Annotated in this window: 22 protein-coding genes; 7 read left to right on the top strand and 15 right to left on the bottom strand. The window is 59.7% G+C overall.

Translation table 11 applies throughout. The annotated features are described in order from the left end of the window. Positions 1–44: 44 nt before the first annotated feature. The gene (locus AC24GY_RS08040; RefSeq protein ID WP_487681825.1) at positions 45–1,526 is read left to right on the top strand and encodes a hypothetical protein; all 1,482 of its coding nucleotides are present in this window, start codon (positions 45–47) and stop codon (positions 1,524–1,526) included. Between the two features lie 529 nt (positions 1,527–2,055). Here AC24GY_RS08040 and AC24GY_RS08045 read toward each other — a convergent pair. After that, positions 2,056–2,445, bottom strand: coding sequence for an RNA-binding S4 domain-containing protein (locus tag AC24GY_RS08045; RefSeq protein WP_487681827.1), 390 nt, complete (start codon positions 2,443–2,445; stop codon positions 2,056–2,058). After that, positions 2,442–3,140: a YggS family pyridoxal phosphate-dependent enzyme gene (locus AC24GY_RS08050; protein WP_487681829.1), complete on the bottom strand. Its 699-nt coding sequence runs from the start codon at positions 3,138–3,140 to the stop codon at positions 2,442–2,444. The genes AC24GY_RS08045 and AC24GY_RS08050 overlap by 4 nt, the downstream gene beginning before the upstream one ends. 71 nt (positions 3,141–3,211) lie before the next feature. Here AC24GY_RS08050 and AC24GY_RS08055 point away from each other — a divergent pair, with 71 nt between their 5' ends. Beyond that, on the top strand, positions 3,212–4,531 hold the full coding sequence (locus tag AC24GY_RS08055; RefSeq protein WP_487681830.1) for a Gfo/Idh/MocA family protein: 1,320 nt from the start codon (positions 3,212–3,214) through the stop codon (positions 4,529–4,531). Positions 4,532–5,144: 613 nt separating this feature from the next. Here the strand turns inward: AC24GY_RS08055 and AC24GY_RS08060 are convergent. The 6 genes from AC24GY_RS08060 to AC24GY_RS08085 all read right to left on the bottom strand — a co-directional run bounded on the left by AC24GY_RS08060 (position 5,145) and on the right by AC24GY_RS08085 (position 11,429). Next, on the bottom strand, positions 5,145–5,627 hold the full coding sequence (locus tag AC24GY_RS08060) for a transposase (protein ID WP_487681832.1): 483 nt from the start codon (positions 5,625–5,627) through the stop codon (positions 5,145–5,147). Positions 5,628–5,677: 50 nt separating this feature from the next. Continuing rightward, on the bottom strand, positions 5,678–5,911 hold the full coding sequence (locus tag AC24GY_RS08065) for a hypothetical protein (protein WP_487681833.1): 234 nt from the start codon (positions 5,909–5,911) through the stop codon (positions 5,678–5,680). Between the two features lie 451 nt (positions 5,912–6,362). Then, positions 6,363–7,013 (bottom strand): C40 family peptidase, encoded by a 651-nt coding sequence (locus tag AC24GY_RS08070; protein WP_422318613.1) that lies wholly within the window; start codon positions 7,011–7,013, stop codon positions 6,363–6,365. 179 nt (positions 7,014–7,192) lie between these two features. Continuing rightward, entirely contained in the window at positions 7,193–7,942 is a 750-nt protein-coding gene (locus tag AC24GY_RS08075; RefSeq protein WP_422318615.1) for an ABC transporter ATP-binding protein, read from the bottom strand. After that, positions 7,942–9,747, bottom strand: coding sequence for a hypothetical protein (locus AC24GY_RS08080; protein WP_487681835.1), 1,806 nt, complete (start codon positions 9,745–9,747; stop codon positions 7,942–7,944). Before AC24GY_RS08080 ends, AC24GY_RS08075 begins: the two co-directional genes overlap by 1 nt. Then, entirely contained in the window at positions 9,744–11,429 is a 1,686-nt protein-coding gene (locus tag AC24GY_RS08085; protein WP_487681837.1) for a TolC family protein, read from the bottom strand. Before AC24GY_RS08085 ends, AC24GY_RS08080 begins: the two co-directional genes overlap by 4 nt. A 147-nt stretch (positions 11,430–11,576) precedes the next feature. Here AC24GY_RS08085 and AC24GY_RS08090 point away from each other — a divergent pair, with 147 nt between their 5' ends. The 3 genes from AC24GY_RS08090 to AC24GY_RS08100 all read left to right on the top strand — a co-directional run bounded on the left by AC24GY_RS08090 (position 11,577) and on the right by AC24GY_RS08100 (position 14,217). Next, a complete protein-coding gene (locus AC24GY_RS08090) occupies positions 11,577–12,251 on the top strand; it encodes a sigma-70 family RNA polymerase sigma factor (protein WP_422318621.1) in 675 nt (224 codons plus the stop codon). A gap of 195 nt (positions 12,252–12,446) precedes the next feature. Further along, complete coding sequence (locus AC24GY_RS08095) at positions 12,447–13,847, top strand: N,N-dimethylformamidase beta subunit family domain-containing protein (RefSeq protein ID WP_487681839.1); 1,401 nt, start codon at positions 12,447–12,449, stop codon at positions 13,845–13,847. Positions 13,848–13,941: 94 nt separating this feature from the next. Beyond that, positions 13,942–14,217: a hypothetical protein gene (locus AC24GY_RS08100; protein WP_487681841.1), complete on the top strand. Its 276-nt coding sequence runs from the start codon at positions 13,942–13,944 to the stop codon at positions 14,215–14,217. 19 nt (positions 14,218–14,236) lie between these two features. On the opposite strand, the gene AC24GY_RS08105 is transcribed toward AC24GY_RS08100, so the two are convergent. Continuing rightward, positions 14,237–14,500 carry a hypothetical protein gene (locus AC24GY_RS08105; RefSeq protein ID WP_487681842.1) on the bottom strand — a complete coding sequence of 88 codons (264 nt, stop codon included), beginning with the start codon at positions 14,498–14,500 and terminating at the stop codon, positions 14,237–14,239. A 161-nt stretch (positions 14,501–14,661) separates the two neighbouring features. On the opposite strand from AC24GY_RS08105, the gene mgtA reads away from it, so the two are divergent. Further along, positions 14,662–17,184: a magnesium-translocating P-type ATPase gene (gene mgtA, locus AC24GY_RS08110; RefSeq protein ID WP_487681844.1), complete on the top strand. Its 2,523-nt coding sequence runs from the start codon at positions 14,662–14,664 to the stop codon at positions 17,182–17,184. Here mgtA and AC24GY_RS08115 read toward each other — a convergent pair. The 5 genes from AC24GY_RS08115 to AC24GY_RS08135 form a co-directional block, all read right to left on the bottom strand. Further along, complete coding sequence (locus AC24GY_RS08115; RefSeq protein WP_487681846.1) at positions 17,181–18,200, bottom strand: lysylphosphatidylglycerol synthase transmembrane domain-containing protein; 1,020 nt, start codon at positions 18,198–18,200, stop codon at positions 17,181–17,183. The two genes, mgtA and AC24GY_RS08115, sit on opposite strands and share 4 nt — an antisense overlap. 50 nt (positions 18,201–18,250) lie before the next feature. After that, positions 18,251–19,186 carry a sodium:calcium antiporter gene (locus AC24GY_RS08120; protein ID WP_487681848.1) on the bottom strand — a complete coding sequence of 312 codons (936 nt, stop codon included), beginning with the start codon at positions 19,184–19,186 and terminating at the stop codon, positions 18,251–18,253. A gap of 134 nt (positions 19,187–19,320) precedes the next feature. Continuing rightward, the gene (locus tag AC24GY_RS08125) at positions 19,321–20,613 is read right to left on the bottom strand and encodes an SGNH/GDSL hydrolase family protein (RefSeq protein WP_487681850.1); all 1,293 of its coding nucleotides are present in this window, start codon (positions 20,611–20,613) and stop codon (positions 19,321–19,323) included. Between the two features lie 9 nt (positions 20,614–20,622). Beyond that, positions 20,623–21,453, bottom strand: a complete 831-nt coding sequence (locus AC24GY_RS08130) for a ThuA domain-containing protein (RefSeq protein WP_487681852.1) — start codon at positions 21,451–21,453, stop codon at positions 20,623–20,625. Between the two features lie 215 nt (positions 21,454–21,668). Beyond that, positions 21,669–22,496 (bottom strand): NAD(P)-dependent oxidoreductase, encoded by an 828-nt coding sequence (locus tag AC24GY_RS08135; protein ID WP_487681854.1) that lies wholly within the window; start codon positions 22,494–22,496, stop codon positions 21,669–21,671. Positions 22,497–22,612: 116 nt separating this feature from the next. Between AC24GY_RS08135 and AC24GY_RS08140 the strand changes: the two genes are divergently transcribed. After that, entirely contained in the window at positions 22,613–25,294 is a 2,682-nt protein-coding gene (locus tag AC24GY_RS08140; RefSeq protein WP_487681856.1) for a cation-translocating P-type ATPase, read from the top strand. Here AC24GY_RS08140 and AC24GY_RS08145 read toward each other — a convergent pair. Then, positions 25,273–26,322 carry a peptidylprolyl isomerase gene (locus tag AC24GY_RS08145; RefSeq protein WP_487681858.1) on the bottom strand — a complete coding sequence of 350 codons (1,050 nt, stop codon included), beginning with the start codon at positions 26,320–26,322 and terminating at the stop codon, positions 25,273–25,275. The genes AC24GY_RS08140 and AC24GY_RS08145 overlap by 22 nt on opposite strands. Positions 26,323–26,438 lie beyond the last annotated feature (116 nt).

The following is a 26,438-nucleotide window of genomic DNA, read 5'->3' on the forward strand; positions in this document are numbered from 1 at the left end:
AGGCAGCCATTGACCCAAGAGTCATCTGCATTATAATTTTCATAATGCAGTCTTTTCTTCTTCCTTTTCTCCTCCTCTGCTTCTGCGCTCAGGTTCTGGCGCAAGCCCCGCTGCCTGAGCATAAGATGCAGCAGCTTCGCCGGGAGGCGCGTGATCCCCGGACGCGGGACAAGGTGGAAGATTTTCAAATGGCCGCTGAATACTGGGCGCATTCGCGAAACCTGAAAAACATCCCCGACATGGATGAAGCACTGGCCCATGTGCTGCCTGAGGCCCTGCGGCTTTCAGAACAGATCCACAATTTTCAGAGCTGGGAAAAGGCGCACGAATACAAATCCTACCACGACGCGGGGGCCATCCTGCTGGCACGATGCTACACGCTGCTCTATTATGGCGACGTGAAGGCGGCGCGTGAAGGGCTGGATCTGATCGACACGAAGCTGCGCTTTTCAATGCTGCTCAGCCGTGACCGCGGAGTCACCTGGGTGCGCAAGCAGATGCATTATAATGAGCACTTTTGCGCCATGTATGCGCTGATGATCAACAAGAAGTTCGAAGCCTATCGATTCCCGAAGGAACGAGACGAATTTGACGGTGACGCGATGTACAAAGCCATGATGGACATGGTACGGCTGCGGATTCAGGACGGAGGAATCGGGCCACTGGAGCACCTTTTCAAAGCCACCCGAAGCACCCAACTGGCCCTGCCCTCGGGACAACGCGCGCTGTTTCTGTGCTATGGAGCCACGGTGCCCCTTGATTGGGAAAGGAACAGCGAGACGGCCTGGGATGAAATGCTGGCGGGAATCGTCCGCTGGCGGAAGGCCGTGGAGGTTTCCGTTTCTGCGCGCATTGCCGAGGCTCACTTCTATCTCGAGTACGCGAAGCATGCGTATGAGAAGTCGGACAGGCCCCCGACCGACAAGTATGCCGCCTACCAGCAGCGTATTGCCAAAGCGCAGGCTCTTTTGTCGGAAGCTCCGCGCACGTGCCCGGAATGGTATTCGACCCAGCTGGACCTGCACCGCTGCCAGGGAGCCACCATGGAAGCCGTCGCGGCCACGTTTCAGGAGGGCATGAAAACATTCCCGGACTATCTTCACATGCAGGTCAGCCTGTGCCGCTATTTGGATCGCAACAAAGAACTCGGCGGAGCTTTGATCGCCGCCACCTTGAAAGAGATCGCCGCAGGAGCCCACCCTGAAAATGCCGCCTACTGCCTGCGCTGGGTGGTGCTGAACGGCAATTATGAGCATCTCATCCCACGACTGGACATGAAGCTGATGCGCATGGTTATCAAGCAGGGCATCGAAACCTACCCCTTTAGCCTGAAACTACGCAGCGACTATGGGCTGGTTTCACTCATCCTCGGACAGCAGGAGACAGCGGCATGGTGCTTGCGTGGCATGAAGGACCGCTGGGACCGGGACACGTGGAAAGACCGTGAAGACATCGTGGTGAGAATGGCCACTGCGCCGACTTATGAGAAGCAGGATGTAAAGAAAGTGAGCACGTCTTCCCTTTAAGCGCTAGCTCTGCGTGCTGGCGAAGGCGGCTGCCAGGTCTGCTCTTCCCAGAATTTGCGCAGTTCGCGGAGTTGTGGCGAAGGGTGAGGGTTTGAAGGCGCGCACATGCTGTGACAAGAAATTTCTGGCAGCATTTTCTAACTCTGCTCTGGTGCTCGGACGGCTTAGACGTCAGGCCGCTGCGCACGTAGTGAATATTCGAGCATACATTGGCACTTCGTGCGGCATTGGAGTCGGAGTGCTTGCCGTCGTCGCTTGGATGCTAACGTTCCAGCCGCATGGCGACGTCGAGTTATCACATTACTTATTTCCTGGCAGCGCCATTTTGTTGGAGAGAATGTTTCCGACACGCTCAATTCCAGTTCCGTTGTGGCATGTTGGGGCGTTACTGCATTGGGTCATCCCCGACGCGCTTGTTGATTTACTACGCAGAGCCTTTCGTAGAGAGTCACACCGTGCGTGAGCTTTAGCTCACATTGGGAAGGGCGGTGCATTTTCCAGAGCGAGCTAAAGCTCACGAGTATTTTCCTCACTCGCTGTGCTCCTCCCAAAACTTCCGCAGTTCGCGCAGTTGCTTCTTGTCCGGCTTGGCGACGACTTCATGCGCGCGGGGCTGGATGAGTTCGCGTTCGCGGCGGAGTTCGCTGGCGCGTTGGATCCATTCGATGGGGGTGAGGTTTTCGCAAAACTCGGGGACTTTGGGCGGACCGAGGCGTTGGGGGGAGAAGGCGATGACACGCAGGCGCAGGCGGAGATCGCCACGCACGACTTCGAGGACGTCGGTGGGTTTGAGATCGCGCGAGGCTTTCACGGGCTGGCCGTCGATGGTGACGTTGCCGCGGGCGCAGGCCTGGGTGGCGAGGGTGCGTGTTTTGAAGACGCGCACGTGGTGGAGCCATTTGTCGGCACGCTGGCTCATGCAGCGGTCTGGTAGGTACGTTCGCCGAAGATGGCGCTGCCGACGCGGACGATGGTGGCACCTTCTTCGATGGCGATTTCGAAGTCGTGGCTCATGCCCATGCTGAGGCGCGGGAGGGGTGCGCCGCCGCGTTGTTCGAGTTCGTCGCGGAGCTCGCGCAGGTGTGTGAAGTAGGGGCGGCTTTTCGCAGGGTCGGCATCGAAGGGCGGAATGCACATGAGGCCCTGGATTTCGAGGCGCTTGAGCGAATACAAGGCTTCGAGGCTGGTGCGGAGCTGTTCGGCGCTGAAGCCGTGCTTGCTGCTTTCGGCGGCCAGATTGACCTCGATGTAGACCTGGGGAAAGAGGCCGAGTTCTCCGGCGATGCGGTCCACATCCCGTGCGAGATCGAGCGAGCCGATGCTGTGGATGGCCTTCACATGCGGGAGGACTTTGCGGACCTTGTTGGACTGGAGATGGCCGATGAGATGCCAGTGCAGGTTCGCGGGAAGCTGCGGGGCTTTGGCGAGGATTTCCTGCACTTTGTTTTCACCAAAGAGAAGCTGACCGGCATCCACGGCTTCGCGGATCGCTTCGACGGGGAAGGTTTTGGAGACGGCGAGCAGTTCGATCGAAGCGGGATCACGGCCGCAACGCTGGGCGGCGGCGGTGATGCGGTCGCGGATGGCTTGCAGGCGTTCGGAGAGGGCGTTCATATCTTGGCAAAGAGAAACGGAAGATGGGCAGGCCGCGCAACGTATTTTCGCGCTCCACCTATTCATTCCACATGCAATCACGCCGCCATTTCATCCGTCAGTCCGCCGCCACGCTGTTCGCCGCCCCCTGGGTCACCACCGGAATGCGTGCCGCTTCTCCGAACGGCAAGCTGCGCCATGCGGCCTTCGGTGCCTCGGGCATGAGCATGGCGGACATGAGCGCCATGTCCAACCACCCGATGTGGGAACTGACGGCGGTGTGTGATGTGGACACCCGCAACTTTGCCAAGGCGCAGGAAAAATGGCCGAACATCAAGGTGTACCAGGACTGGCGTGAACTGCTGGAAAAGGAATCGGCAAACATCGACAGCGTGAACGTTTCCACGCCTGACCACATGCACGGAAGCATCGGCCTGGCCGCCATCGCGAAAGGCAAGCATGTGTACGGGCAGAAGCCGCTGGCACACAACCTGTGGGAGTGCCGCCAGATGGTGGAGCGTGCGCGTGAAAAGGGTGTGATGACACAGATGGGCATCCAGATTTCCTCGGCGTTCACGGAACGCCATGCGGTGGCGCTGATTCAAATGGGGGCCATCGGCAAGGTGAAGGAAGCCCACACCTTTTCGAACAAGAAGTGGGGCGACCTCGAAGTGCGTCCGACGAAGAGCGATCCGATCCCTGCGGGCTTCGACTGGGACAAGTGGCTCGGTGTTGCCGCTGAGCGCAGCTACATCCAGGGCTACGATCATCCGAGCAACTGGCGCAAGCGCCGCGACTTTGGCACCGGCACCCTTGGAGACATGGGCTGCCATATGTTCAGCGGCTGGTTCCGCTCGCTGGATCTCGCCGCTCCGATCTCGGTGAAATCCAGCGGCCCTGTGCCCAACAAGGACAACTGGGCCATCAATGCTGTCGTGGAATACACCTTCAAAGGCACGAAGTACACCGCTGGCGAAACCGTGAAGGTGACCTGGACCGATGGCGATGCGCGTCCGCCGGCGGAAGTCATGGCTTTGGTGGGTGATGTGGCAAAGTTCCCCGGCCAGGGCACCATCTACCTGGGCACCGAGGGCGTGCTGCTTTCTCCGCACGGCTCCACGCCGCTGCTTTATCCACGTGAGAAGTTTGCCAGATTCGGCGCTTATCCCAAGCTGGAGCCCCGTGACCACTGGGCAGACTTCATCGACTGCTGCCTGAAGGGCGACAAGAAGCCCTCCGCCAATTTTGACTACGCAGGACCGCTGACAGAGGCGGTGCTTCTCGGCTGCCTTGCGAGCGCCTTCCCGAATGAAAACCTCATCTGGGATGCGCCCGCGCTCAAGATTCCAAACAGCGCCAATGCGGACAAAATGGTGCGCCGCGACTACCGCAAGGGCTGGGAAATCGTGTGAGGAGGAGCGACCTTTTCACCTTCAGATCTCAAAGTAGCGAGCCGCTTCGTAGGATGGGCGTGGCGACAGCCCGCCCGTCTATGAGCGTTTAACAAACACACCGGCATAGTTACGCCCTCGCAGTCGGGCGGTTTGGCGAAGAGGCATTCGCATGTTGATGAGTGTCTTGGTCGCCAAACACACCCATCCTGCTATGAGGGCTCTGTCAAAGGTGTGTTGTTGTTTTCTTTGTCTTTCGTTTTTTGGGGACCTCTGCGGCGAGTGATTCGCCTCGTGTCGGGGGTGGGTTGTTGATGCGATGGGTGACGGCTTCCTCCAGCTAGGGCGCCTGGACTCAAGCGCTTTCCATCCTGCTATCCGCACGTGATCTCTGCGGATCAGTGCATGTTACTTCATTCGTTTGCGGCTGGAGGAACGGGCGGCGGCTCCATCTACGAGTCGGTCAGCTCTCACTGACCAGGACGGGTGTCGAGCGCGCCGCGCCGTTCCAAAGGGGTCTCGGGGGGGGGGAAAGGGGTGTCTGTGTTGGCGAGGGCTGTGTCTTGGGGCTTGATGTCGCGATGGGTTCACTCGGGTTTGGGATGAGTCACTTCGCGTGCTCACCAGCACCGTGTCATGCGGCCGTCTTTGCAGCGATGAGTCCAAGGGCCTCCAGCGTGCTGCGTCCGGTGTTGAGCCGCCAGAGGTCCACGGCAAGCTCGCGCGCCAGGGCCACGGCGATCTTTTTCTTGTTGGCCGGAGCTCTGCCGCCATCGCCCTTCAGGCGCTCCACCACTTTGAGCAGCCGCTTCCATCCGGGCTGCAGCCGGATGAACCGCCACACCGATTCCACCAGCGCATGCCGCAGCCGGGGATTGCCATGTTTATTAATGCCGCCCTGCCTGCGTTTGCCGCCGCTGCTGTGCTCGCTGGGACACAGCCCGGTATAGCTGCTGACCTGCCGCCGGTTGTTGAACCGGGTCCAGTCGAGCACTTCGTTTTCGATGATGCGTTCGGTGAGCGCTCCGAGCCCCTTGGGCCGCGACGTCGCCGCAGCGGCCCGCGCTTCGATCTCTGCTTCGCGCTGCGCGATGAGTTCATCAAGCTTCACGAGCACCTGCACCAGCGGCTCAAGCAGATCTTTGAGATGCTGCGGCAGCCGTTTGCTCAGCGCACTCCACGCGCCCTTGCGCCACCAGTTCCTGCGGCTTCATGCGCTGCGCGGGCTGCACGGTGGCGGCGTCGGTCTTGCGGCAGACCACGTGCTGGCGCAGACTGCGCAGCCGATGTTTCCGGCTTCACCGCGATGCTTGCGGCAGCCGGCTCCTTGCTGCTCAACGTCGTCTTCGCCGCTTTGCCGCTCTTGTTTGTCTTGATGCTTTGGGTAGTTTGTTTGGCCATGTGGGTGGTGTGTTCAGGGTTGCTCAACACTCCCTTCTTATCACCGATCCGCTTCGGTGACTCCGCCCACATGGTATCTACGGTCCAGAGAGCCCTCATGCCTTGTCAACTAACAGACCTGTTTTCACTTGAGCTTGTTATGATATCGTCAGCGATTGAAGAAGAGTCTAAGGGAACCCAAGTCGTGAAAGGCGGTAAAACAGAGCTTACTCCGTTAGATTGGGACATGGCAGCAATCCGACCAACCACCGCTCCCGCCGTTCCACACTTCAAGGACGGCGCACCTTTTTGAGCGCCCGCGAAACCATAGACCCGAAAATTCGGACCCGCACAGCGTTTCACTACCAGCGCTGCGTCACGCGCGCATCTTGAATGGCAGGGATGCACGGCATGCTTCCTTTTTCTGGATTGCTGATCAAGCATGTCACAGACATGAAGCCTTGAGCATCCCTCAAAATGCCCAGCGAAACGGGGCGTTGGGGATCAGTTTGGACTTTGGATAGGCGGAGATGCGCACCTGATTGTGGGAGTTGCCGCTGAGGAGCCAGACGTTGGTGGCGTCCTGTGCGTGCAGGAATCCGATGTGGCCGCTGCCGGCCTGATCCACTGTGAGGGGCTGCAAGATGCAGATGGCACCGTAGGTCGCGACCACCGGGCGGCCCCAGCTCCACCAGTCGGAAACTTTGGCGCTGCCGCGGGGCTGGTAGCCGGAATTCTTCACGCACCAGTTCACGAAAGCGGCGCACCAGGCGGTTTCATCGTGCAGCAGATTGCCGCTGATCCCGCAGCTCCGCAGATACTCCAGAATGCGCGGATTGTCTGCTGCTCCCGCCCACTCCTGCACGCCCACTTCCATGATGGCGATCTGCATCCAAGGCGGCGGTGCCGCAAAATTTGTGGGAGCAGCCGCAGCGGTTTCAGGCGCTGCGTAATCTCCACCGCCGTCGATGGTCACGATCTGGCCCGGAAACAGCACCTTCCATTTCCCGGAACCCCAATCAACCAGCGCGGGGTTCAGCTCTTGAAAGCGATCCAGCGTCATGCCAAAAGAATTCGCGATGTGAGTGGGATTGTCGCCGGGCTGAACAATGTATTGGGCCATGGGATGGGATCATTGCAGCAGTGCGGGAGAGAGTTCAAATGGCAAAGAGATCCAGATGCGCGGAGGCGCGTGCCACGCAGGGAATCTGCGGACTGCTGCGCGGAGGGATGGGTGCTTGCGGAGTGCTGCGGGTTCGGAGACCCGCGCTCCCTGGCACCGTGGACTTCACTCTGCCCGATTCAGGCGGCAAGGCCGTAGTGCTCGCCGATGACTTTGCCGCGGAGGCGGTCGGCTTTGGCGCCGGCCTGGTCGTGTTCGATGACGCCGTCGCGGAGGCGGATGATGCGGGTGCAGCGCTGGACCATGCGTTCGTCATGGGTGACGAAGACGAGGGTCTTGCCCTGCTGATTGAGATCGTCGAAGAGATCGAGGATTTCCTTGCCGGACTTGGAGTCGAGATTGCCAGTGGCTTCGTCGGCGAGAATGACGAGCGGGCTGTTCGACAGGGCGCGAGCGATGGCGACGCGCTGCTGCTGACCACCGGAAAGTTCGTTGGGCTTGTGATGGAGGCGGTGCTCAAGGCCGACCTGGCTGGCAAGCCGGGTGCCGGTTTCGATCATCTCTGAGTCTTTCGCGCCGCCATAGTACATCGGCACGGCGATGTTTTCGATGACGCTGAGCTGCTGGATGAGATTGTAGCTCTGGAAGATGAAGCCGAGGTTTTTGTTCCGCGCGGCGGAGAGATCGTCATCCTCAAGATGCGCGACATTGAGACCGCCGAGGAAGTAGTCGCCAGAGGTGGGCTGATCGAGACAACCGAGGACATTGAGCAGGGTGGACTTGCCGCAGCCGGAAGGGCCCATGATGCAGACGTATTCTCCAGGATAGATGGAGAGTGAGACGCCCTGCAGCACGTGCTGGGTGGTCTCCCCCATCTGGTAACTCTTGCAGATGTCCACCAGCTTGATGATGGGATCGGTGTCCGGCATCACGGTTTGGCGATCGCCACGGCTTTGTCCTTGGGCTTGGAAGGTTTGGCTTTGGGCTGACCGCCTTCAGGTTCAGATTTGACCGCACCTCCCATGTCGGTTTCGGCTTTCTTCGGGAGTGCCAGGGCCACGGCTTCGCCGCCCTGCAGACCATCACGCACCTCGATGAATTCATCATTGAAGAGACCGGTGCTGATCTCCCGGCGTTCCAGATTGCCGTTGTTGCTGATGTAGCAGAAATGATGATCCTGATCGACCTCAATGGACTGAACCGGGACGTAGAGCACATCGGCCAGTTGATCGACGATGATCTCGACCTTGGCGTTCATGCCCGGCTTCATCCAGGGGTGGTAGCCGTTGATGTGAATGGTGCAGGGATAGACTTTCAGATTGGGCGTGTAACGGCTGCTGCTGGAGTCTGGTAGCACGGCGAGTTCGGCAACGCGACCATCCAGCTCCTTGCCGGGTTCGGCATCGACGCGGACTTTGACGGGCTGGCCGATGCGCACCTTTTTGATCTGGGATTCATGAACGTTGACGCGGACACCCATCTGGCTCATGTCCGGAATGGTGAGCAAGGTCTGACGCAGGCGGACCGTGGCTCCTTCTTCGATGCTGTTGTTGTAGTTGTAGGATGAGCTGGCGTTCAAATCGCCGTAGGCGACCAAGCCGGGCTGCGGGGCCTTGATGACGCAGGCCTTGAGCTGGAGCTCCAAGTTTTCACGCTGAGCGAGCTCCATTTCATAGCGCCGCTTGGCGGTGCTGAACCGGGTCTCCGCCTGGGCCATGCGGGAGCGATTGGCGCGGATGGTGCGCTGCAACTTGTTGAGCGCCTCACGATAGGCGGCGAGGTAGGTGGCGCAATGCTTGCTGAATTCGTACTTTTTATACAAGGCGAGCGCCGTTTCCGAAGTTTTCACGGAGAGCTGCACTTTTTCGAAGCCCACCAAGTCATTCTCCATCTGGGCGGAGGTGACGAATTTTTTCTCCGCGAGACGCTTGGAGGATTCCACCTTCTGCTTGGCGAGGGCCAGTTCCGAGCGGTGCAGCAACAGATCGTCCTCGAGCTGCCGCAGCTTCTGCTGGGCCTCACCATCACTCTGCGCCTTCTGTTCAAGGAAGGGAGTGAAGTTGATCATTTCGCTGACCGGAGGTGCTGCAATTGTTTTTTTGGCCACGCCGGGCTTGGCATTGGCACCGCGTTTGGCGAGGGCCGCCTCCGAAGAAACTTGGGCGTTGGCCTGAGTCTCCAGGACATCCGCGTATTTTTCAAAGGCATCCACGTCCGGGGGCAGACCTGCCGTGGTGAGAATAGCGCCGGTGACTTCGCGCCCGAGGTACTTTTCAAAGTCCATGAGGGCGAAGATGGCAACCTGCTTCACGTCGCGGACCAGAGTTTGGTTTTCACTTTTCTGGATCTCGCGGTTCTCATCGGCGTCGATGTAGTTTGAAACCGTGGTCTGAAAGTCGATCTCGTGGGTCTCGATCTTGGTTTTGAGGTCGGTGCTGTCGAGTTCGATCAAGACCTTGCCATCTTTGACGTCTTCCTCGCTGATCAGATAGCCTTCAGGAATGAGGCTGAGAATTTTGGTGGGGATTTCGATTTCGCTCTTCACCTCATTGTTTTGCAAGGCGCGTATTTCCCCGCCCTGGAGCACGGTGATCTCGAGCGGGCCACGCTGCACAATGCGCGTGGGCACCTTTTCAGCTGCAGCGCCACCGCCGGACATGCTCCACCAGCCGACGACAGCGAGGACGCTGACGCCTGCGATGATGATTCCTTTGTTGGATTTTCCCTTCTTCATTCTCCTTTTGGCTTCTCCTTGTTCAATACGTCCACCCAGCCGCCGTCTTTCTCAATGAACAGCACTCCCATGTCCCGCCAGAGGCGGAGACGGACGAGCGTGTGATTGATGGTGGTGGAAACCATGAGGTTTCGCGTGGTGTTCATGTCGCGCTGGGCATCGACGAGGTTGATGGCAGTGCCGAGGCCTTCGGCGTTGAAGGCTTCTTCGACCTCCAGACGCTGCGTGCTGATCTCCATGCCCAGCTTGGCGAGTTCGTACTGCTTGCGGGCGAGCTGCAAATCACGCCAGCCGGTGCGGACATCGCTGCGGGTGTTTTCTTCAAAGAGATCGAGGGCACGTCTGGCCTGCTGCTCGGCGACGATGGATGAGCGCAGGATATTTCTCTCAGGCTTTTGATTGAGGTTGAGATCGGTGTTCAGGCCCACGCTGTAGCTCTTGTTGCGGGGCTCGATTGTGAAGTCGTTGCGGTCCGGGTTGTCGAGCATGTTGTAGTTGACCAGGGCGTTGACACTTGGGAGCGCCTGCTGCTTGGCGATGAGAACGCGCCGACTGGTGTCCTCCACCTGATCCCGCAGGTTCCAGATGTCGAGACGGTTGGTCATGGCGATGGAGATGGCCTCATCCAGCGTGCCGGGGGATTCGATGATCTGGAGGGCGTCCTTGTCCTTGTAGTCCACGACGAAACGCTCGGTGACGGGCAGTCCGAGATTAACCTTCAGGTCATCCAATGCCTGCTCGTAGTCGCGGATGGCGCTGATCCAAGACCGCTCAAACACGATGCGGGACTGAACGAGACGAAAGACGGAAGACTTGGTGCTGTTGGCGGCATTCTCCTTCTGCATGGCGGTCTCACGAGCCACGACAAAATCAAAGGCCTTGAAGGCGAGGTAGGCGTTGCGGGCGGTCTCGCGGGACTGGATGACGCCGTAGTACTGGGCGGCGATGTCCACAGCGAAGGATTTGCGATACTGGGCAAAGGTACGAATCGCGTAGAGGACACTGCGCTCACTTTGAGTGAGTACTTCCGAGGCGGAGAGATAGCCGGCACCGCTGAGGAGCGGCTGCGCCAGGGAGAAGCCGAGCTGGGAGATGCCGCTGTCTTTGCCGCCAGTGAAGAACCGCACAAAATTGGTGGTCAGGTTTGTGGCCAGCAAGGTCCCTGTGCGAGTGAGCGCGGAAAACCCCAGATTTCCGGTGGTGGTGAGCGTGGAGGTGCGGACCAGATTGTTGATGCCGGCGACCGCATCGGTGCTGGCCTTGGTGGTGGAACCGCTGCCTGAAATGATAGGGCCGTACTGCTGCCGGACGAGGGTGAGGTTCAGCGCGGCAAGGTAGACCGTTTCCTTTTGGACCAGATAGGTGCGATTACGATGCACTGCGTAGTCCAAGGCCTCAGCCAGACTGATCACGCGTGCATTCTCCTCCAAGTAGGCGCGGTCCCCCAGAAACTCCTCCTTCTTCATGTTTTTGCGGAGTTCCTCCATCCTCACCGGTGGCGGTGGAGTAATGTCTAGAAACGCCTGCCCTGAATTTGGCACCTTGCTGGCTTTTTTGCGGAGGATGCCATAGGTCTCTTTGTCAGCCCATTTCTTGTAAAATCCCGTGCTGCATGAGCTCAATCCCAGGGCCAGCAGCGTGAGAGACGCGACGGCAGGCTGGAAGAGACGATGATTTGGCATAGGAAGTCTGACCGGCATTTGGGGTGGTTGGGCCGGGGGGGTTGGTTTTGGGGACAATGCAATACGGCAGCCTGCAGGGCGATCTATCGAATGGATGACAAAACGTCGTTGCCTCCACTCAAGCCGCCGTTACTATCCAGCCCCCGCATGTCCGACCTCCCGAAAGTCGCTGAAACTGAAGAACTCCTCAGAGAGACCTCTGGATCGCCCCCGACCCGGAAGACGCTCATTGAAAAATTGGACAACTGGGATGACTGGGCCAGCTGGGATGAATTTTACCGCACCTATTCGGGTTTCGTCTTCCACGTGGCGCGCAAGACGGGCCTGAGTGATGACGAGGCCAATGATGTGGTGCAGGAGACCTTCATCGGCGTGGCCAAGAACCTGCAGAAGAAGAAGTTCGACACCAGCCTGGGCTCCTTCAAATCCTTCCTCCTCAACCAGGCACGCTGGCGCATTCTGGACCAGTTCCGCCGACGCAAGAAGCAGCAGAGCCGTGAGGCCAATCTGTACGCGGACGAAACCGACGAGCGCCGCACGGCGCCGATCGATCGCTGCGCGGATCCGAATGGCGTGGCGCTGGAGAAGCTGTGGGAAAAAGAGTGGCAGGACAAGGTGATGGACATCGCGCTGCGCCGGGTGCGTGCGCTGGTGTCTCCGCGTCAGTTCCAGATTTTCTCCTGCTATGTGATCAAGGGCTGGAGCCCTGAGCGCGTGAAGAAGGAGCTTGGCGTCAATGCGGCACAGGTGTACCTGGCGAAGCATCGGGTGGGACGCATCCTGAAGCGCGAAGCGGCGAAGCTGTCTGAGGCGGAGCAGTAGGGCTTGCTGCGGTGCGGGCTTGGAGAGCACTGAAATCGTGGGACGTTTTCAACATCCTCGCAGACGGGTGGGCTGTCGCCATCCCCATCCTACGGTTGGGAGCATGTTTCGTTTACTCAACGGACTGATGACGATACTCCAGACTGCTATCGAGCTTCGTGAAAGCGCCGGCCCTTCTCACGCGTAGCGGTATGCATGCGCCGCACTCTCGCTCTCCTCTTATTCGCCGTCTCATCTCTGCATGCAGCGGATCCAGCACCGCTGTTCATCGAAGGCTATGCCTGGCAGCGGAGCATCGCGCAGGGGGAGGAAATTCCGATCCATGTGAGTACGACGGCGGCGAAGTATGAGATCGAGGTGGCGCGCCTGGGCGCCACGCGGGAGGTCGTGTGGAAGAAATCGGATGTGCCCGGTGCTGCCCATCCGGTGCCTGAGGATGCGTCTGCGAATGGCTGCCGCTGGCCGGAGAGTGTGCGCGTGCCCAGCGGTGCAGCGTGGAAAAGCGGCTACTATGAAGTGAGCCTGCGTGCGGCTGATGCGGGCGGCAAATGGACGCACCGTGGCAAACGCACTGCGGAGAGCAGCACGTGGTTTATTGTGCGGCAGGCCCAACCGGGCACGACCTCGAAGATCCTGCTGCAGCTTTGCACGAACACGTACAACGCCTACAACAACTGGGGCGGATTTTCTGTGTATGCCTACAACAGCCTTTCGAACAACCAGGGGCATCGGGTGAGCTTCGAGCGGCCGGGGCCTTCGCAGTTTGCGCGGTGGGAACTGCCCTTTGTGCAGTGGGCGGAGAAGAATGGCTACGCGCTTGAATTCGCCGCGAATGACGATCTGGAATTTCGCCCGGAGATGCTGACGAGTTACAAGCTGGTGCTGAGCGTGGGCCATGATGAGTACTGGAGCACGCCGATGCGCGACAACTTGGAAGCGTGGATCGGCAAGGGTGGCAATGTGGCCTTCTTCAGCGGGAACACGTGCTGCTGGCAGGTGCGTGCCGAGGACAACGGCCACGCCTTCACCTGCTGCAAACAGAACTACCACCTGGACCCCGTCTTCGCGACGCGTGACTTCAAAACGCTGAGCACGGCATGGAGCCATCATCTGCTGAAGCGTCCTGAGAACGAACTGACGGGGGTCGGCTTTCTGTGGGGTGGCTATCGCAAAAGCCATGGGCAGTTCATGACTGATCCGGCGGAGTATGAGGTGCACCGCCCCGACCACTGGGTGCTGGCGGGCACCGGCCTGAAGCGTGGCGACAAGTTCGGCGGCAAGGACACCATCGTGGGCTATGAATGCGATGGCTGTGAACTGAGATGGAAAGACGGCCTGCCGTTTCCGACTTTCAAGGATGGGACGCCGAAGACCTTTGAAGTCCTGGCTACATGCCCGGTGCGCTGGCACCCCGATGATGCGGAATGGTATGAGCAGTGGGAGAAGGGACGCACGGGCGCGGCCTGTCTGGGACTCTACACACGTGGAGGCACCGTTTTCACCGCCGCCACCACCGACTGGGCGCACGGCCTGCAGGGTGGTGATGCCGCAGTGATACGCATCACGCAGAATCTGCTGGAACGACTGGGAAAATGAGGTGGCGAGGATGTCGGTTTGAGAGCATCTTCCGCCCAGCTTCACGCAAGATGCGTGAAGCCACTTAAGCGAGATGGGATACGTTTAATCTGCCATGAATCCTCAAACGCCACCGCACGCCGCAGAGCTCTCCATTCACCAAACTCTGAAGCGAGTGGAAGAATGTGTGCGACGTGAACCGACGAAAGCGGTGGTGGTGGCACTGGGCACGGGCCTGATACTCAATCTCCTGCCCTCACGCGTGCTGGCCAGAGCGACGGCGAGCATCACAACCCGTCTGCTGCCACCAGTTCTCCTGGGACTGGGCGTGCTGAAAGCCTTTGAGATTTGCTGTGAAAAGGATGCCGCCAAGACACCGCAAAATCGTTGAATTTAAGTCAGCCTAGCTCTCACAACAAGGGGTCGGCGTCTGCCCAGATCAGCAGCGCGTCTTGAGGATCATCTTCCAGATTGTCCCAGTGCAGACTGCCGTCCGGCCTCACACAGGGTGGCAACTCATGGGGGTAGTACATCGACTTCACGCCTGAGAACTGCGCGCTGCCGAGGTGGCCACCTAGCACGACGCTCGGCTTCACGAGAAGCCGCAGGCACATGCAGCTGCCTCTCCATGGACAGTCCAGAGAGCATTCCAAGCTGGTGGCGTGCTTGTTCATGGTTGTATGCACCTTGAGCTAGTGGGCAACTGCGTGCTCTGTCCATGCGCAATATCCCTTCGTCACTCCTACTGGATTCCAGTAGGGTTCGGAGCAGGCAGAGGTGGGAACAGAGATTGTGTCATTGCAAATTTCGTGGCTGCGCCTGACAGGTGGTGCGCATGGACATTCACCTGCTTACTATTGACGCCGCACTGGCGCAGGTCAGTTCAAACCGAGATGGCCTGACGTCCTCTGAGGCTGCGGCAAGGATGGCGCGGGACAAAGCCAGAGTGCACAAATCTGGCGGCGGCCCATGGCGGCTGCTGCTGAATCAATTCCGCAGCCCGCTGGTGATTTTGCTGCTGGTGGCCATGGTGATCTCTTCATTCCTTGGCGACAAGATGGACGTGGTGATCGTCTCGACGGTGGTGCTGATGAGCACGCTGCTCGGATTTTGGCAGGAATATCGTGCAGCGAATGCGGTGGCGGCGCTGCTGGCGGTGATCCAGGCGAAGGCCACCGTGCTGCGTGATAACAAGACGATGGATCTGCCGGCCGATCAGATTGTCTCAGGGGATGTGGTGATGCTGAGCGCGGGAGACACCATTCCAGGGGACGGGCTGCTGATTGAATCCAAGGATCTGTTTGTCGATGAATCCGCGCTGACGGGTGAAAGCTATCCTGCGGAGAAGAAGGTCGGTGCGGTGGCTGAAAACGCGAGGCAGAGCGAACGCTTCAACGCGGTGTTTGAAGGCACGCATGTGGTGAGCGGCACGGCGCGTGTGCTGGTGGTGCACACCGGCGCGGAGACGGAGTTTGGCGCCATCTCCGAGAGGCTGCGGCTGCGCGCGCCGGAGACGGATTTTGAGCGCGGGCTGCGCCGCTTTGGTGAGATGCTGATCAAGGTGACGCTCGTTTTCGTCATCGCGATTTTTGCCATCAATGTTTTCTTCCACCGCCCGGTACTGGAGTCGTTCTTGTTTGCGCTGGCACTGGCCGTGGGCATGACGCCGGAACTGCTGCCAGCCATCGTGAGCATCACGCTGGCACGCGGCGCGAAGCGCATGGCGGAGGATCAGGTCATCGTGCGAAGGCTCTCCGCAATTGAAAACTTTGGCAGCATGAACGTGTTGTGTTCTGACAAGACGGGCACGCTCACTGAAGGGCGCGTCAAGCTGCTGGGGGCGTATGATGCGCAGGGCAGTGCCAGCGAACTGGTGCGACTGCAAGCCGTGTTGAACGCCACTTTTGAAAGCGGCTTCACGAATCCGATCGACGCCGCGCTGCGTGCGGAAGCCGGCCTCGATTTGAGCGCCTTCAGCAAGTTTGATGAAGTGCCCTATGACTTCATCCGCAAGCGGCTCAGCGTGGTGGTGGAGCAAGCCGACGCGGCACGACGCCATGTCATGATCACGAAGGGGGCCTTTGCCAATGTGCTGGCGGTTTGCACCAAGGTGTCCACGCCGAAGGGAGATCAACCGATGGCGGAGTTTCATGCCGATTTGCTGCAGCGATTTGCCGACTACAGCAATGCCGGCCATCGAGTACTGGGAGTGGCCAACCGGGATGTGACCGACGATCCCGTGATCAACAAGGATGACGAGCAGGAGATGACCTTCACAGGCTTTCTGCTGTTTGATGACCCGCCCAAAGCGGGTGCGGCCGAGGCGATTCAAGAGCTGCGGCAGCTGGGGGTGGACTTCAAGGTGATCACGGGAGACAACCGCCTCATGGCCCAGCGCCTGGGCACGCAGATGGGCATTGCGAGGCCGGATGTACTCACGGGTGAAGAGCTGCACAAGATGAACGACGCCGCGTTGATCAATCGCGTGAGCGAGGTGGACATCTTTGCGGAAACGGAGCCGAACCAGAAGGAGCGAATCCTGATCGCGCTGCGCAAAGCCGGGCATGTGGTGGGTTATCTGGGTGATGGGATCAATGACGCCTCCGCGCTGCATGCGGCGGACGTGGGCATCTCGGTGGAGGGAGCGGTGGATGTGGCCAAGGAGGCGGCGGACATCGTGCTGCTGCGGCATGATCTGGGTGTGCTCGCGCGGGGTGTGCGCAATGGGCGCATCACGTTTGCGAATACGCTGAAATACATCTTCATCACCACCAGCGCGAATTTTGGAAACATGTTCAGCATGGCGGGGGCATCCCTGTTCCTGCCGTTTTTGCCGTTGCTGCCGAAGCAGATTTTGCTCAACAACTTCCTCTCCGACCTGCCTGCGCTGACCATTGCGACGGACAGCGTGGATCCCGAGCAGGTGCTGAAGCCGCGGCGCTGGGACCAGAAGTTCATCCGGCGTTTCATGGTGGCCTTCGGCCTCGTGAGCTCGGTGTTTGACTACCTCACCTTCGGCGCGCTGCTGCTGATGCTACAGGCGAGCGAGGCTCAGTTTCAAACGGGGTGGTTCATCGAATCACTCATGACGGAGCTGTTCATCGTCATGGTCATTCGCACGCATCGCTCGATCTTCCAGAGCAACCCCGGCCGCATCCTCGCCATCGCCACGCTCGTCGTCGCGGGCAGCACCATCGTGCTGCCTTACACCGCTCTTGGCGCCATGTTTGGCCTTGTTCCCCTGCCCTGGTATTTCATGGCTACGCTTGTGATCATCACCTTGCTTTATTTGCTGACCAGCGAGGTGGTGAAGCGGGTGATGTTTGCGAAGCTGGAGCAGGCGGCGGCGCCTCGTTAATCGCGGCGGTTTCGCAGGAGACGCCGTGAGCAGATCAGGCCGGGAATCATGGGCAGCCAGAAGCTAAGGCCACGGAAGAGCAACGTGGCTGACAGGCCGACTGAGAGCGGCATGCCGATGCTTCTCAAGGCCATGACGGAGGCTGTTTCAAAGGTGCCAAGCCCCCCCGGGATGATGCCGATGGTGCGGAACAAGTTTGAAACCATGAAGCTGGCAAACACTCCGCCGAGGGACGATGTCACGCCAAGTGCGCGCGCAGCCACCCAGATGGTCGCGGCATCCAGCACAAAGATGAGCGCGTGCATGACGAAGGCACGCAGCAGCACGCGATGGTTTTTGAATGTGCCGGCGGGTGCATGCTCCACCCACTGCAGGAGGCGCGTCAGTTTGGTGAAACGCTGGAGTCTGGTTTTCACCCAGTTCAAGCCGCCACTGGGCAGGTAGATCAGAAAGGCAACCACACCCAGTTCCACCAGCAGAAAGACCAGCATGGCGGCGTTCACCCATCCAGGCAGATAGGCATGGTAGAGGGTCACTCCTAGAGCCACGGCCATGCAGGAGGCATAGGCGAGGTGATACAGCGCCACGTCCACCAACACCGCAGACGCGACAACGGCACGTGGCATGCCCAGACGTGAGAGGGCACCGGACACCACCGCCACGCCGCTGATGCCACCGGATGGCAGCGCCTGATCCACAAAGAGCATGGCCAGACTCAGCTCAAAGGATTTGCCCAAGGATAGCGCCTGCCCACCCATGCTCACCACCACGCGCCAGACGATGCCCTGCAAAAAGTAAGTGCCCGATTGCAGCAGCAGAGCCAGGACGAGCCAGGACACATTGATCTGGTTTAACAAGCGCAGAAACTCCTCCTCTTCGGTGAGGTGCGTCACGACCAAAACCAAGGTGCCGCAGGCGGCGGCCCCCACCAGCCAGATCAACCACGGTCTGGATGATGCCGCCCCTTCAGGCAGGAGCGAATCATCAGATGCGACTGGGATCTTCAGTTCTGGCATGCTCTTTAGTTGCAAGCGCCAGTCTTTGTCGTCAATTGCGAAACCTGCCGTCAGTGCGCAGCACTGTGGTCCAAGGACAGCATGACATAGACCGCGTAGACAGCCAGCAGGAGGAAGCCGCGGAAGCGGCCGATGTAGCCGCCGGGGCCGGGGATGATCAGCAGGGTGGTCAGGGCACCAAAGAGCAGGCTTGGCATGACCTCAGGCAGGTTCACTTTGTAGGGGTGGATGAAGGCGGCAACAGAGGCGATGAACATCACATTGAAGATGTTGCTGCCCAGTATATTGCCCAGGCCCACATCATGATGGCCGCGCATGCGGGCAATGAGCGTGGTGGCAAGTTCTGGAGTGCTGGTGGCCATCGCGACGATGACCGCCCCCACGATGAAAGGACTCCAGCCCAGTGCCGCAGCAATCTTTGTGCCGCCATGCACGACGAACTGGGCCGAACTGATCAACAAAATCAGGCCAACAAGGATGCAGCCCACCATCCGAGCCAATGGCACTTTTTGCGCTGGTGCTGCTTGAGCCGCCGCATGGGTGCGGGCATGGGAGATCACCACCAGGAGCCAGACGAAGAAGATGCCCATCATGATCATGGCATCCGAGCGAGAGAACCAGCCGTCCATGAGCAAGGCATACACAATGCCCGGCACCAGCAGGGAGACGAACCAGTCCCGCAGCACACCGCTGTCCTCCGCCTTCATGCCGGAGAACGACAGAACCAGACCGAGCACAAGGGAGACATTGACGACGTTGCTGCCCAGCACATCGCCGAGGGAAATCTGTGGCACACCATCGCGCGCAGCATGGATGGCGACCATGAGCTCAGGGGCGGATGTCCCGAACGCCGCGACGGTGACGCCGATCACTGCCGTGGGCCAGCGAGCCCAAGCGGCCAGCCCGACCCCGCCTCTCACAAAAAGCTCACCACCAAACCAGGCGAACACGACACCGGCGATGAGATACAAAATGGCTTCATTCATAGATGTGAAAGGTCGTGGCCCCACCCCTCGTCAACAGTGCCTATGGCGGCAAGTGCGAACGACGCATCTTTTTGGAATGGACGGCTCCAGGTAGATACAAGGGGCCACTCCTCTTTGCTCCGCTCAATTCCTGCTCATTTTCCTTTTCCCAGCACTGGCAAGACGCGACCGGCGATCTCCTGGCTGAGCAGTTGATACGCCTGCGACTGCCAATGGAAATTGTCGCCAGAGGCGAGATCAAGGTGTGCGGCCAGCAAAGCATAAGCATCGATCACTTCGATCCCCTCTTGTCGCATCACTTGGGCGGAAAGCGTGTTGAGGCGCAGCACCACGTCATTCTTGTCGCCAAAGGCGGTGACGGGTTTATCGGGTGCGGGACGCACGGCCGTGTGCGGCGTGGTCATGAGGTAGAAGATTTTTGCCTGCGGTGCGCCGGTCTTGAAGCAACGTGTCAGCTTCTGCATCCGCTCCATCACGAGAGTGTCGGGGACTTTGTCCGGTGTCCAGCCCAGGGAATGCAGGCCATTGTTGAAGACCACCGCGTCAAACTTGAACCGTCCGGCCATCTCTGTCAGCGCCTGCTCGGGCACGTCACCACCCACGAAGTGGACGCAGTGGAAGACATAGACGTGCTGCTTGAGCATCTCGGCAATGAAAGGGCCGCTGTAGCCTCCCGAGATGGAGTCGCCGTAGATCAGCACCTTGGGCCACTCCGGGTGCTCGACCTTCGGCACGTCCAGCGCCCAGCCTTTTCCGGCGACCGCGCCGCGTGGAAACGCGCCAGTGGTCTCCTTCTTCGAGACGTAGCTGTAGGCGGGGCCGAAGACCTTCACGGCATGCACCGTCACCGGCATGGTTTTGGCCTTCGCGTTGTCGTTGCGCCCAATCCACATGGGTTCGCCATTTGGGATGAGCTCCATGAAGCATTTTTTGATGGGAGCGTCATTGATGTAGAAGGTGGCCAGGCCGTTGCGCACGGCCATGGTGAATGTGACGGGCTTGTTGATCTCCGGCTCGTTGCGACCGTTTAGCGCGCCGCCGACCATGAGGATCTTGTTCACGACGGAGTTCACCTGCCGCGCATAATAGGGCTTGTCCTTGTAGTTGAAGAACATGGCGAAGCCGTCGTCCTTGTCGCTGCTCTGCTTGTTCATCAAGGTGAAGACGGCGTCCTGCACCAGAGCATCGAGCGAAAGGGTGACCTGCACGGTGAAGTTCTTCTGGTCAGGAAAAGCTTCCGCAGGCACGGCGAACGATGCGCCATCGCGCAGCTTCACCACGCCGTCTGCTTTTTCCACCGCGCCGGACTTGTGCGCCGCAGGGATCTCGTTCTTGGCCAGATCCCAGAGAACGGGTTCATCGGCGGCGGTTGCTGCGCTGGTGAATGCGAGCAGCAGGACGGTGAGAAGTGTGCGTGTGTGGATCATGAGCGTGTACTACTTGGTCGCTTTGGCTTCGGTTTTACTGGCTGCAGCAGCCCAGCGGATGCCCTCCAGCACATGCTGGCGGACGAAGGGGGTGCTCAGTGAACGCAGATCGTGGCCGAACTCGGTGTAGAAAAAGCGACCGCCTGCCGCCGGCTCATGCGTCCAAGCGATGGGATGATCCGCGCCCATGGGCTTGCCGCCGCGGGTTTTGAAATAGTCGCGCACGGGTGTGTAGGTGTTCTCATCCACGCGCAGCAGGACCTGGAAGCCGGGCAGTCCGGTGACGCAGCGGTCGTGATTGGTCCAGTCGGCCTCGATGAAAAATTCCGCAGGCTGGCCTTTCACGGCGGGATGATCTTTTGCAGCAGGATCGACGATGACTTTTGCCTTGGAGAAATCCGAGTCGCTGTTGAAGTCGCAGCCGCCCAACTGGTTCAGCCATGGCCAGCCGGTTTGATGCACGAGAGCCGCATGCAGGCCGACGACGCCTTTCTTCCCGGTGGCAAACCATGCCTCCACCGACTGCCGCTGGGGCTCGGGGATGATCTTGTCGAGTTCGTTGGCGTTGTTGAGCAGCAGCACATCGTACTTGGCAATCACCTGCGGCATGAGGTCTTTCGGGCTCTCGGTGATGTCCACATCGAAGCCGTTTTCATGACCGAGCAGCACCAGCCAGCGGTTGATGGCGGGGATGTCGGGATGACGGTAGTAGGCTGTGGCAGAGAAGACGAGCACCTTCATGCGGTCTGCGCTGGATGTGGCGGGAGCAGGGGTGTCGTGAGCGAAGGTGAAGCTGGTGAGGGCGATGAGGAAGAGGAGAGTGAAGGCGCGGGGAGTCATGGGGAGGGCGTCTGCAGGTGGGTGGGATGAGGCGGGATTCGGATTCCAGACCGGCTAAAGCCGGTACTACAATACGAAGAGGCTGAAGCCCGAACTACGTACGAAGAGGCTGGCTCTGGGGCGGAGGTGGGGTGGTGGCTTGGGATCTTGTACTTGAAGGAAGCAAGGCGCTGTGATCGAGGACGATGGTGTCCGTGCGCGTGTGCGCGGTCAGTTTAGCGCTGGCCGATGACGCTGAAATCGAGGTCGCCTTTGCCGGCGTCCACTCCGGCGCGCATGGCGGCGGCGGTGCAGTCGAGGGCGGGGGTCTTGAGCTTTGCCTCTGCTGCGAGTTCGCGGGCAAAGTCGGCGTCCTTGAGCATGTTACGCAGGGCAAAGTGGGGTTCGAAGTCGCTCTTGATGATGGCGGGGAGCTTCATGCCAATGAGGGTGGAGTAGTTGGCATTCGATTCCAGGGCTTCGTGCAGGCGTTCGAGCGAGATGCCATTGGCCTTGGTGATGTCCGCGGCTTCGGCCACGGCCTCGACGATGACGGCGGAGACGAGGTTGGTGACGATTTTGAGCACCATGGCTTCGCCGATGGCCCCGAGAGGCAGGATCTTGGCGGCGCTGGCTGCGAGGACGGGCCGGGCGCGCTCCAGCAGCAGATCACTGCCGCCGATGTAGTAGCTGAGCTTGCCGTTCTGTGCGGCCATCTTGCTGCCTGTAAAAGGAGCATCCAGAAACGCCGCGCCGGTTTCTTCGACGAGCTGGGCGGCCTGCAACGTGGCTTTTTTACTGACGGTGGCGTGATTCATGACGAGATGCCCGGCCTTGAGAGCGGGCTTCATGTCCTCGATCGCCTCGATCAGCGCCACACTGTCGCGCACGAAGATCTGGATGATGCCAGCCGCCTCGGCCACCTCATGAGGTGATGCGAGAAAGTTGGGTACGGGGCGCGCGCTGCGGCTCCAGACAAACACCTCATGCCCTGCCTTGCGCAGATTGTCCGCCACACGACTGCCGATGATGCCGAGCCCGAGAATGCCAACGTTTTGTTTCATGCCCACGCCCTTAGCGCGCATTTGCCACAGCGCAACGACCGCCTCTGTGTCAGGTCATTTGCACCCATGGGGTGCATTACCCATGGCGCTTGTCGTGATCCAATTTATCGTGGGGCATGCAGGCACTTACACCGCTCATCTGGCACGCTGTAGAATCTGACAAGACTGTGACGGCGCTGCAGACCGATGCACAGGCCGGACTGAGCGGCAGCGAGGCCTCTGAACGACTGAAACAGCATGGGCTTAATGAGCTTCCAGAGGACAAGCACAAGCCGCTGTGGCGGGTGTTTGCGGCGCAGTTTGCGAGTCCCTTGATCTACATTCTGTTTGTCGCGGCGGTGATCTCCTTTGCAATGGGGCATGCCAGTGATGCGGTGGTGATCCTGATCGTCGTGCTGATCAATGCGCTCATCGGTGCGGTGCAGGAAGGCAGAGCGGAGCATTCCATGGCGGCGCTGCGCAAGCTTTCGGCGCTGAAGGTGCGCGTCATTCGGGATGGCAAGGAGTCGATCATTGAGGCACGGGATTTAGTCCCGGGAGACATCCTTTTGCTGGGAGCTGGAGATCAGGTGGGCGCCGATGCGCGGCTGCTGGAAGCCGCTGCATTGGAAGCCACTGAGGCCGAGCTCACGGGAGAGTCGCTGCCAGTGGTCAAAAGCACGGAAGTGGTGACTGAAGACGCAGGTCTGGGAGACCGCAGGAACATGATCTACTCCGGCACACACCTTACCGCAGGCCGTGGGCGTGCGGTGGTGGTGGCCACGGGCCTGCAGACGGAGGTGGGAAAAATTGCCCGCATGACGACGTCTGCGGAGCAACCCAAAACACCGCTGGAAGTGCGGCTCAAGCAGTTTGGGAACTGGCTGGTGATTGCGTCCATTGTGCTCTTTGTTTTGATCGTCGCCTTTGGCCTGCTGCGCGGCATTCCCTTCGTGACCATTTTCATGGTGGCCATCAGTCAGATGGTTTCGATGGTGCCCGAGGGCCTGCCGGTAGCCATGACGATTGCGCTGGCAGTGGGCATGCAGCGCATGGCACGGCGCGGTGCCATCGTGCGGCGACTTGCCGCCGTGGAGACGCTTGGATCCACCAGCATCATCTGCAGCGACAAGACTGGCACGCTGACGAAGAACGAGATGACCGTCACCAAGCTGATCCTGCCGGATGGACGACAAATTGAAGCGACGGGAGCAGGTTATTCGCCCGAAGGCAAACTTACCGGCGATGGCCATGACGACGATGCGGTCAAAGTTTTGCTGGAGGCCATCTCCCTGTGCAACGATGCGAATCTGGTGCCGCCAGATGGTGAAGAAACGCGCTGGCGACCGCTGGGAGACCCCACCGAGGCCGCGCTGCTCACGCTGGCGCACAAAGGTGGAGTGAAACCTGAAACGCTGAGCCTGGACTGGCCGCGCGGCGCGGAGATCCCCTTTGACTCAGCCGAGAAGATGATGGCCACGCAGCATGACAATGATGGGAAGTACCGGGTGTTGTTCAAAGGGGCGCCTGAGAAGCTGCTCGAACTCTGCGATCAAACGACGCTGGATTTGGCCAAGCTTCAGCAAACGTCCGAAGAACTCGCGGCGCAGGCTCTGCGGGTGCTCGCCGTGGCGGAGATCTATGACGTCCCGCTTGATGAGAAGGCTGGTTTTGAACCCTGGCGCGGGAGGCTGCGCTTTCTCGGGCTGCTGGGCCAAATGGATCCACCGCGTGAAGAGGTGAAGGCGGCGGTGGTCGAGTGCCTGGCGGCGGGCATCCGGCCGGTGATGGTCACGGGAGATCACAAGGCCACCGGGCTTGCGATCGCGACTGAGCTGGGCATCGCGAGGCCGGGAGACATCGCGGTGGATAGTGCCGAACTCGAAGCGATGTCTGAAGATGAGCTGCGCAGCAGCCTGGGCCGCATCTCGGTTTTTGCGCGGGTGCATCCGGCGCAGAAGCTGCGGATCGTCAAAGCCTTTCAGTCGCAGAAGCAGGTCGTGGCCATGACCGGAGACGGCGTGAATGACGCACCGGCGCTGGCCGCAGCAGACGTGGGCGTGGCCATGGGCATCACCGGCACGGAGGTGGCCAAGGGTGCGGCGAAAATCATCATCACGGATGACAACTTCGCCACCATCGTGAAAGCCATCGAGGAGGGACGGCTGGTGTATCAAAACCTCAAGAAGGTGGTGCTGTTCCTGTTTGCCACCTCCATTGACGAAGTCGTCATCCTGCTGCTGGCGCTGCTGTGCGGCTACCCGCTGCCGCTGGCGGCGGTGCAGATCCTGTGGATCAACATTGTGACCGAAGGAGCGGTGACGGTGAACCTGATCATGGAAGGGCTGGAGGGCGATGAAATGCGCCGCCAACCGACGCCCATGAACGAACAGCTCATCACAGGACCGATGCTGCAACGACTGCTGCTCATGGTCATCACCGCGGTGGTGGCGGTCTTTGGTTTCTTCATGTGGCGGCAGGCCAGTGGCGTTCCGTTTGCCCTGGTGCAGACGGAGACCTTCACCCTGATCGCGGTGACGCAGTGGTTCAATGTTCTCAACTGCCGCAGCGCCACCCAATCCGCGATCAGCCTCGATGTGCTGCGCAACCGGTGGCTCGTCGGTGGACTCATTCTTGGGAATGCGCTGCACCTCCTCGTCATCTACAACGCATCGATGAACCACATTTTCCACACGGTGCCGATCCCGCTGGCGGACGTCTTCCTCCTCGGCCTCATCGGCAGCAGCGTGCTGTGGATTGAAGAAATCAGGAAGTGGCGCGCACGCCGCCGATTGGATCAAGGTGCCGGTGCAGCGTGATCAATGACCGCAGCGTGGTAAACCACCGGCTGCGGCGAGCGTTCCCGTAGTTCAGCGAGGAGGGCCTTCAGCGCCACTTCGCGCCGTTTGGTGGTGAGCAGCGCGGTGATCTCGGGTGTCACTTCTGCCAAGGCAGGGAGCCGTGAGGCATGGCGCTCCAGCACGAGAATGAGGTGCCAGCCGAGCTGGGTCTGTACGGGCTCGCTGAGCTGGCCGACCTTGATCTTTTCGACCACCGCGATGAAATCCGACGGCATTCGCTGCTGTGTGAACCAGCCGAGATCGCCGCCCAGATTTTTGCTGCGATCGTCCTCGGAATGTTCCTTCGCAAGTTGCGCAAAGGTCTTCTCCTTTGCCAAGAGCTGGCGATGGATCTCGCGGATCTCTGCTGAACGGTCTGGCTTCGCTGGGTCATGCCGGGTGAGGAAAATGTACGCGGCATGATGTGCCTGAGGAATGCGCAGCGTCTCTTTGAATTCGGCATACCAGGCGCGCAGTTCCTGCGGCGATACAGCCTTGAATCGAGCCTGAATTGCCGTCTCAATCCATGCTTCATCCTGCTGTGCGTCCTTGATCCGGGCTTCCAGAGATTTTGGCGTGAGGTGCTGGGCAGCCAGACGTTTGGGAAATTCCGCCGCATCGGCAAACTGCCGCTGCATCCGCTCCGACTCACGTTTCACTGCGTCCTTTGACAAGCCTGTGTCGGAACTGCTTTTGCTGCGGCTGGCGCGCAGGAGGCGATCGTTCACCAGATTTTCCAAAACCTGTGAGCGTGTCTGCTGGCGAGCCTCTGGACTGAGACTGTCCCATGCTGCATTGCACTTCCACAGTTGCTCCCGCATCGCCGCCTCCAGTTCCTGCCGTGTGATCGGTTGGCCATCCACCTCTGCGGCTACTCCCCTGCCCTGACTCTTTAGACACATCTTATGCAGCGGGCCTTTGAAGGCGTACAGGTCTGCCAGAAGATAGCAGACAGCCATGAAAGCGATGGCAAGCCGCCACGGAAAGGCTTGAGAGGAACGAGACATCAGGATTCGCAGCGTAGGATCGGACCACCCATTGGCAAGCCAGCGCTTTGGCTGATTAATTAGTGGCGAAGCACTGGTTAATTGTTATATTTTTATAATTGTCATAAAAATAAAGC

This window comes from Prosthecobacter sp. Pr1, from assembly GCF_057652315.1.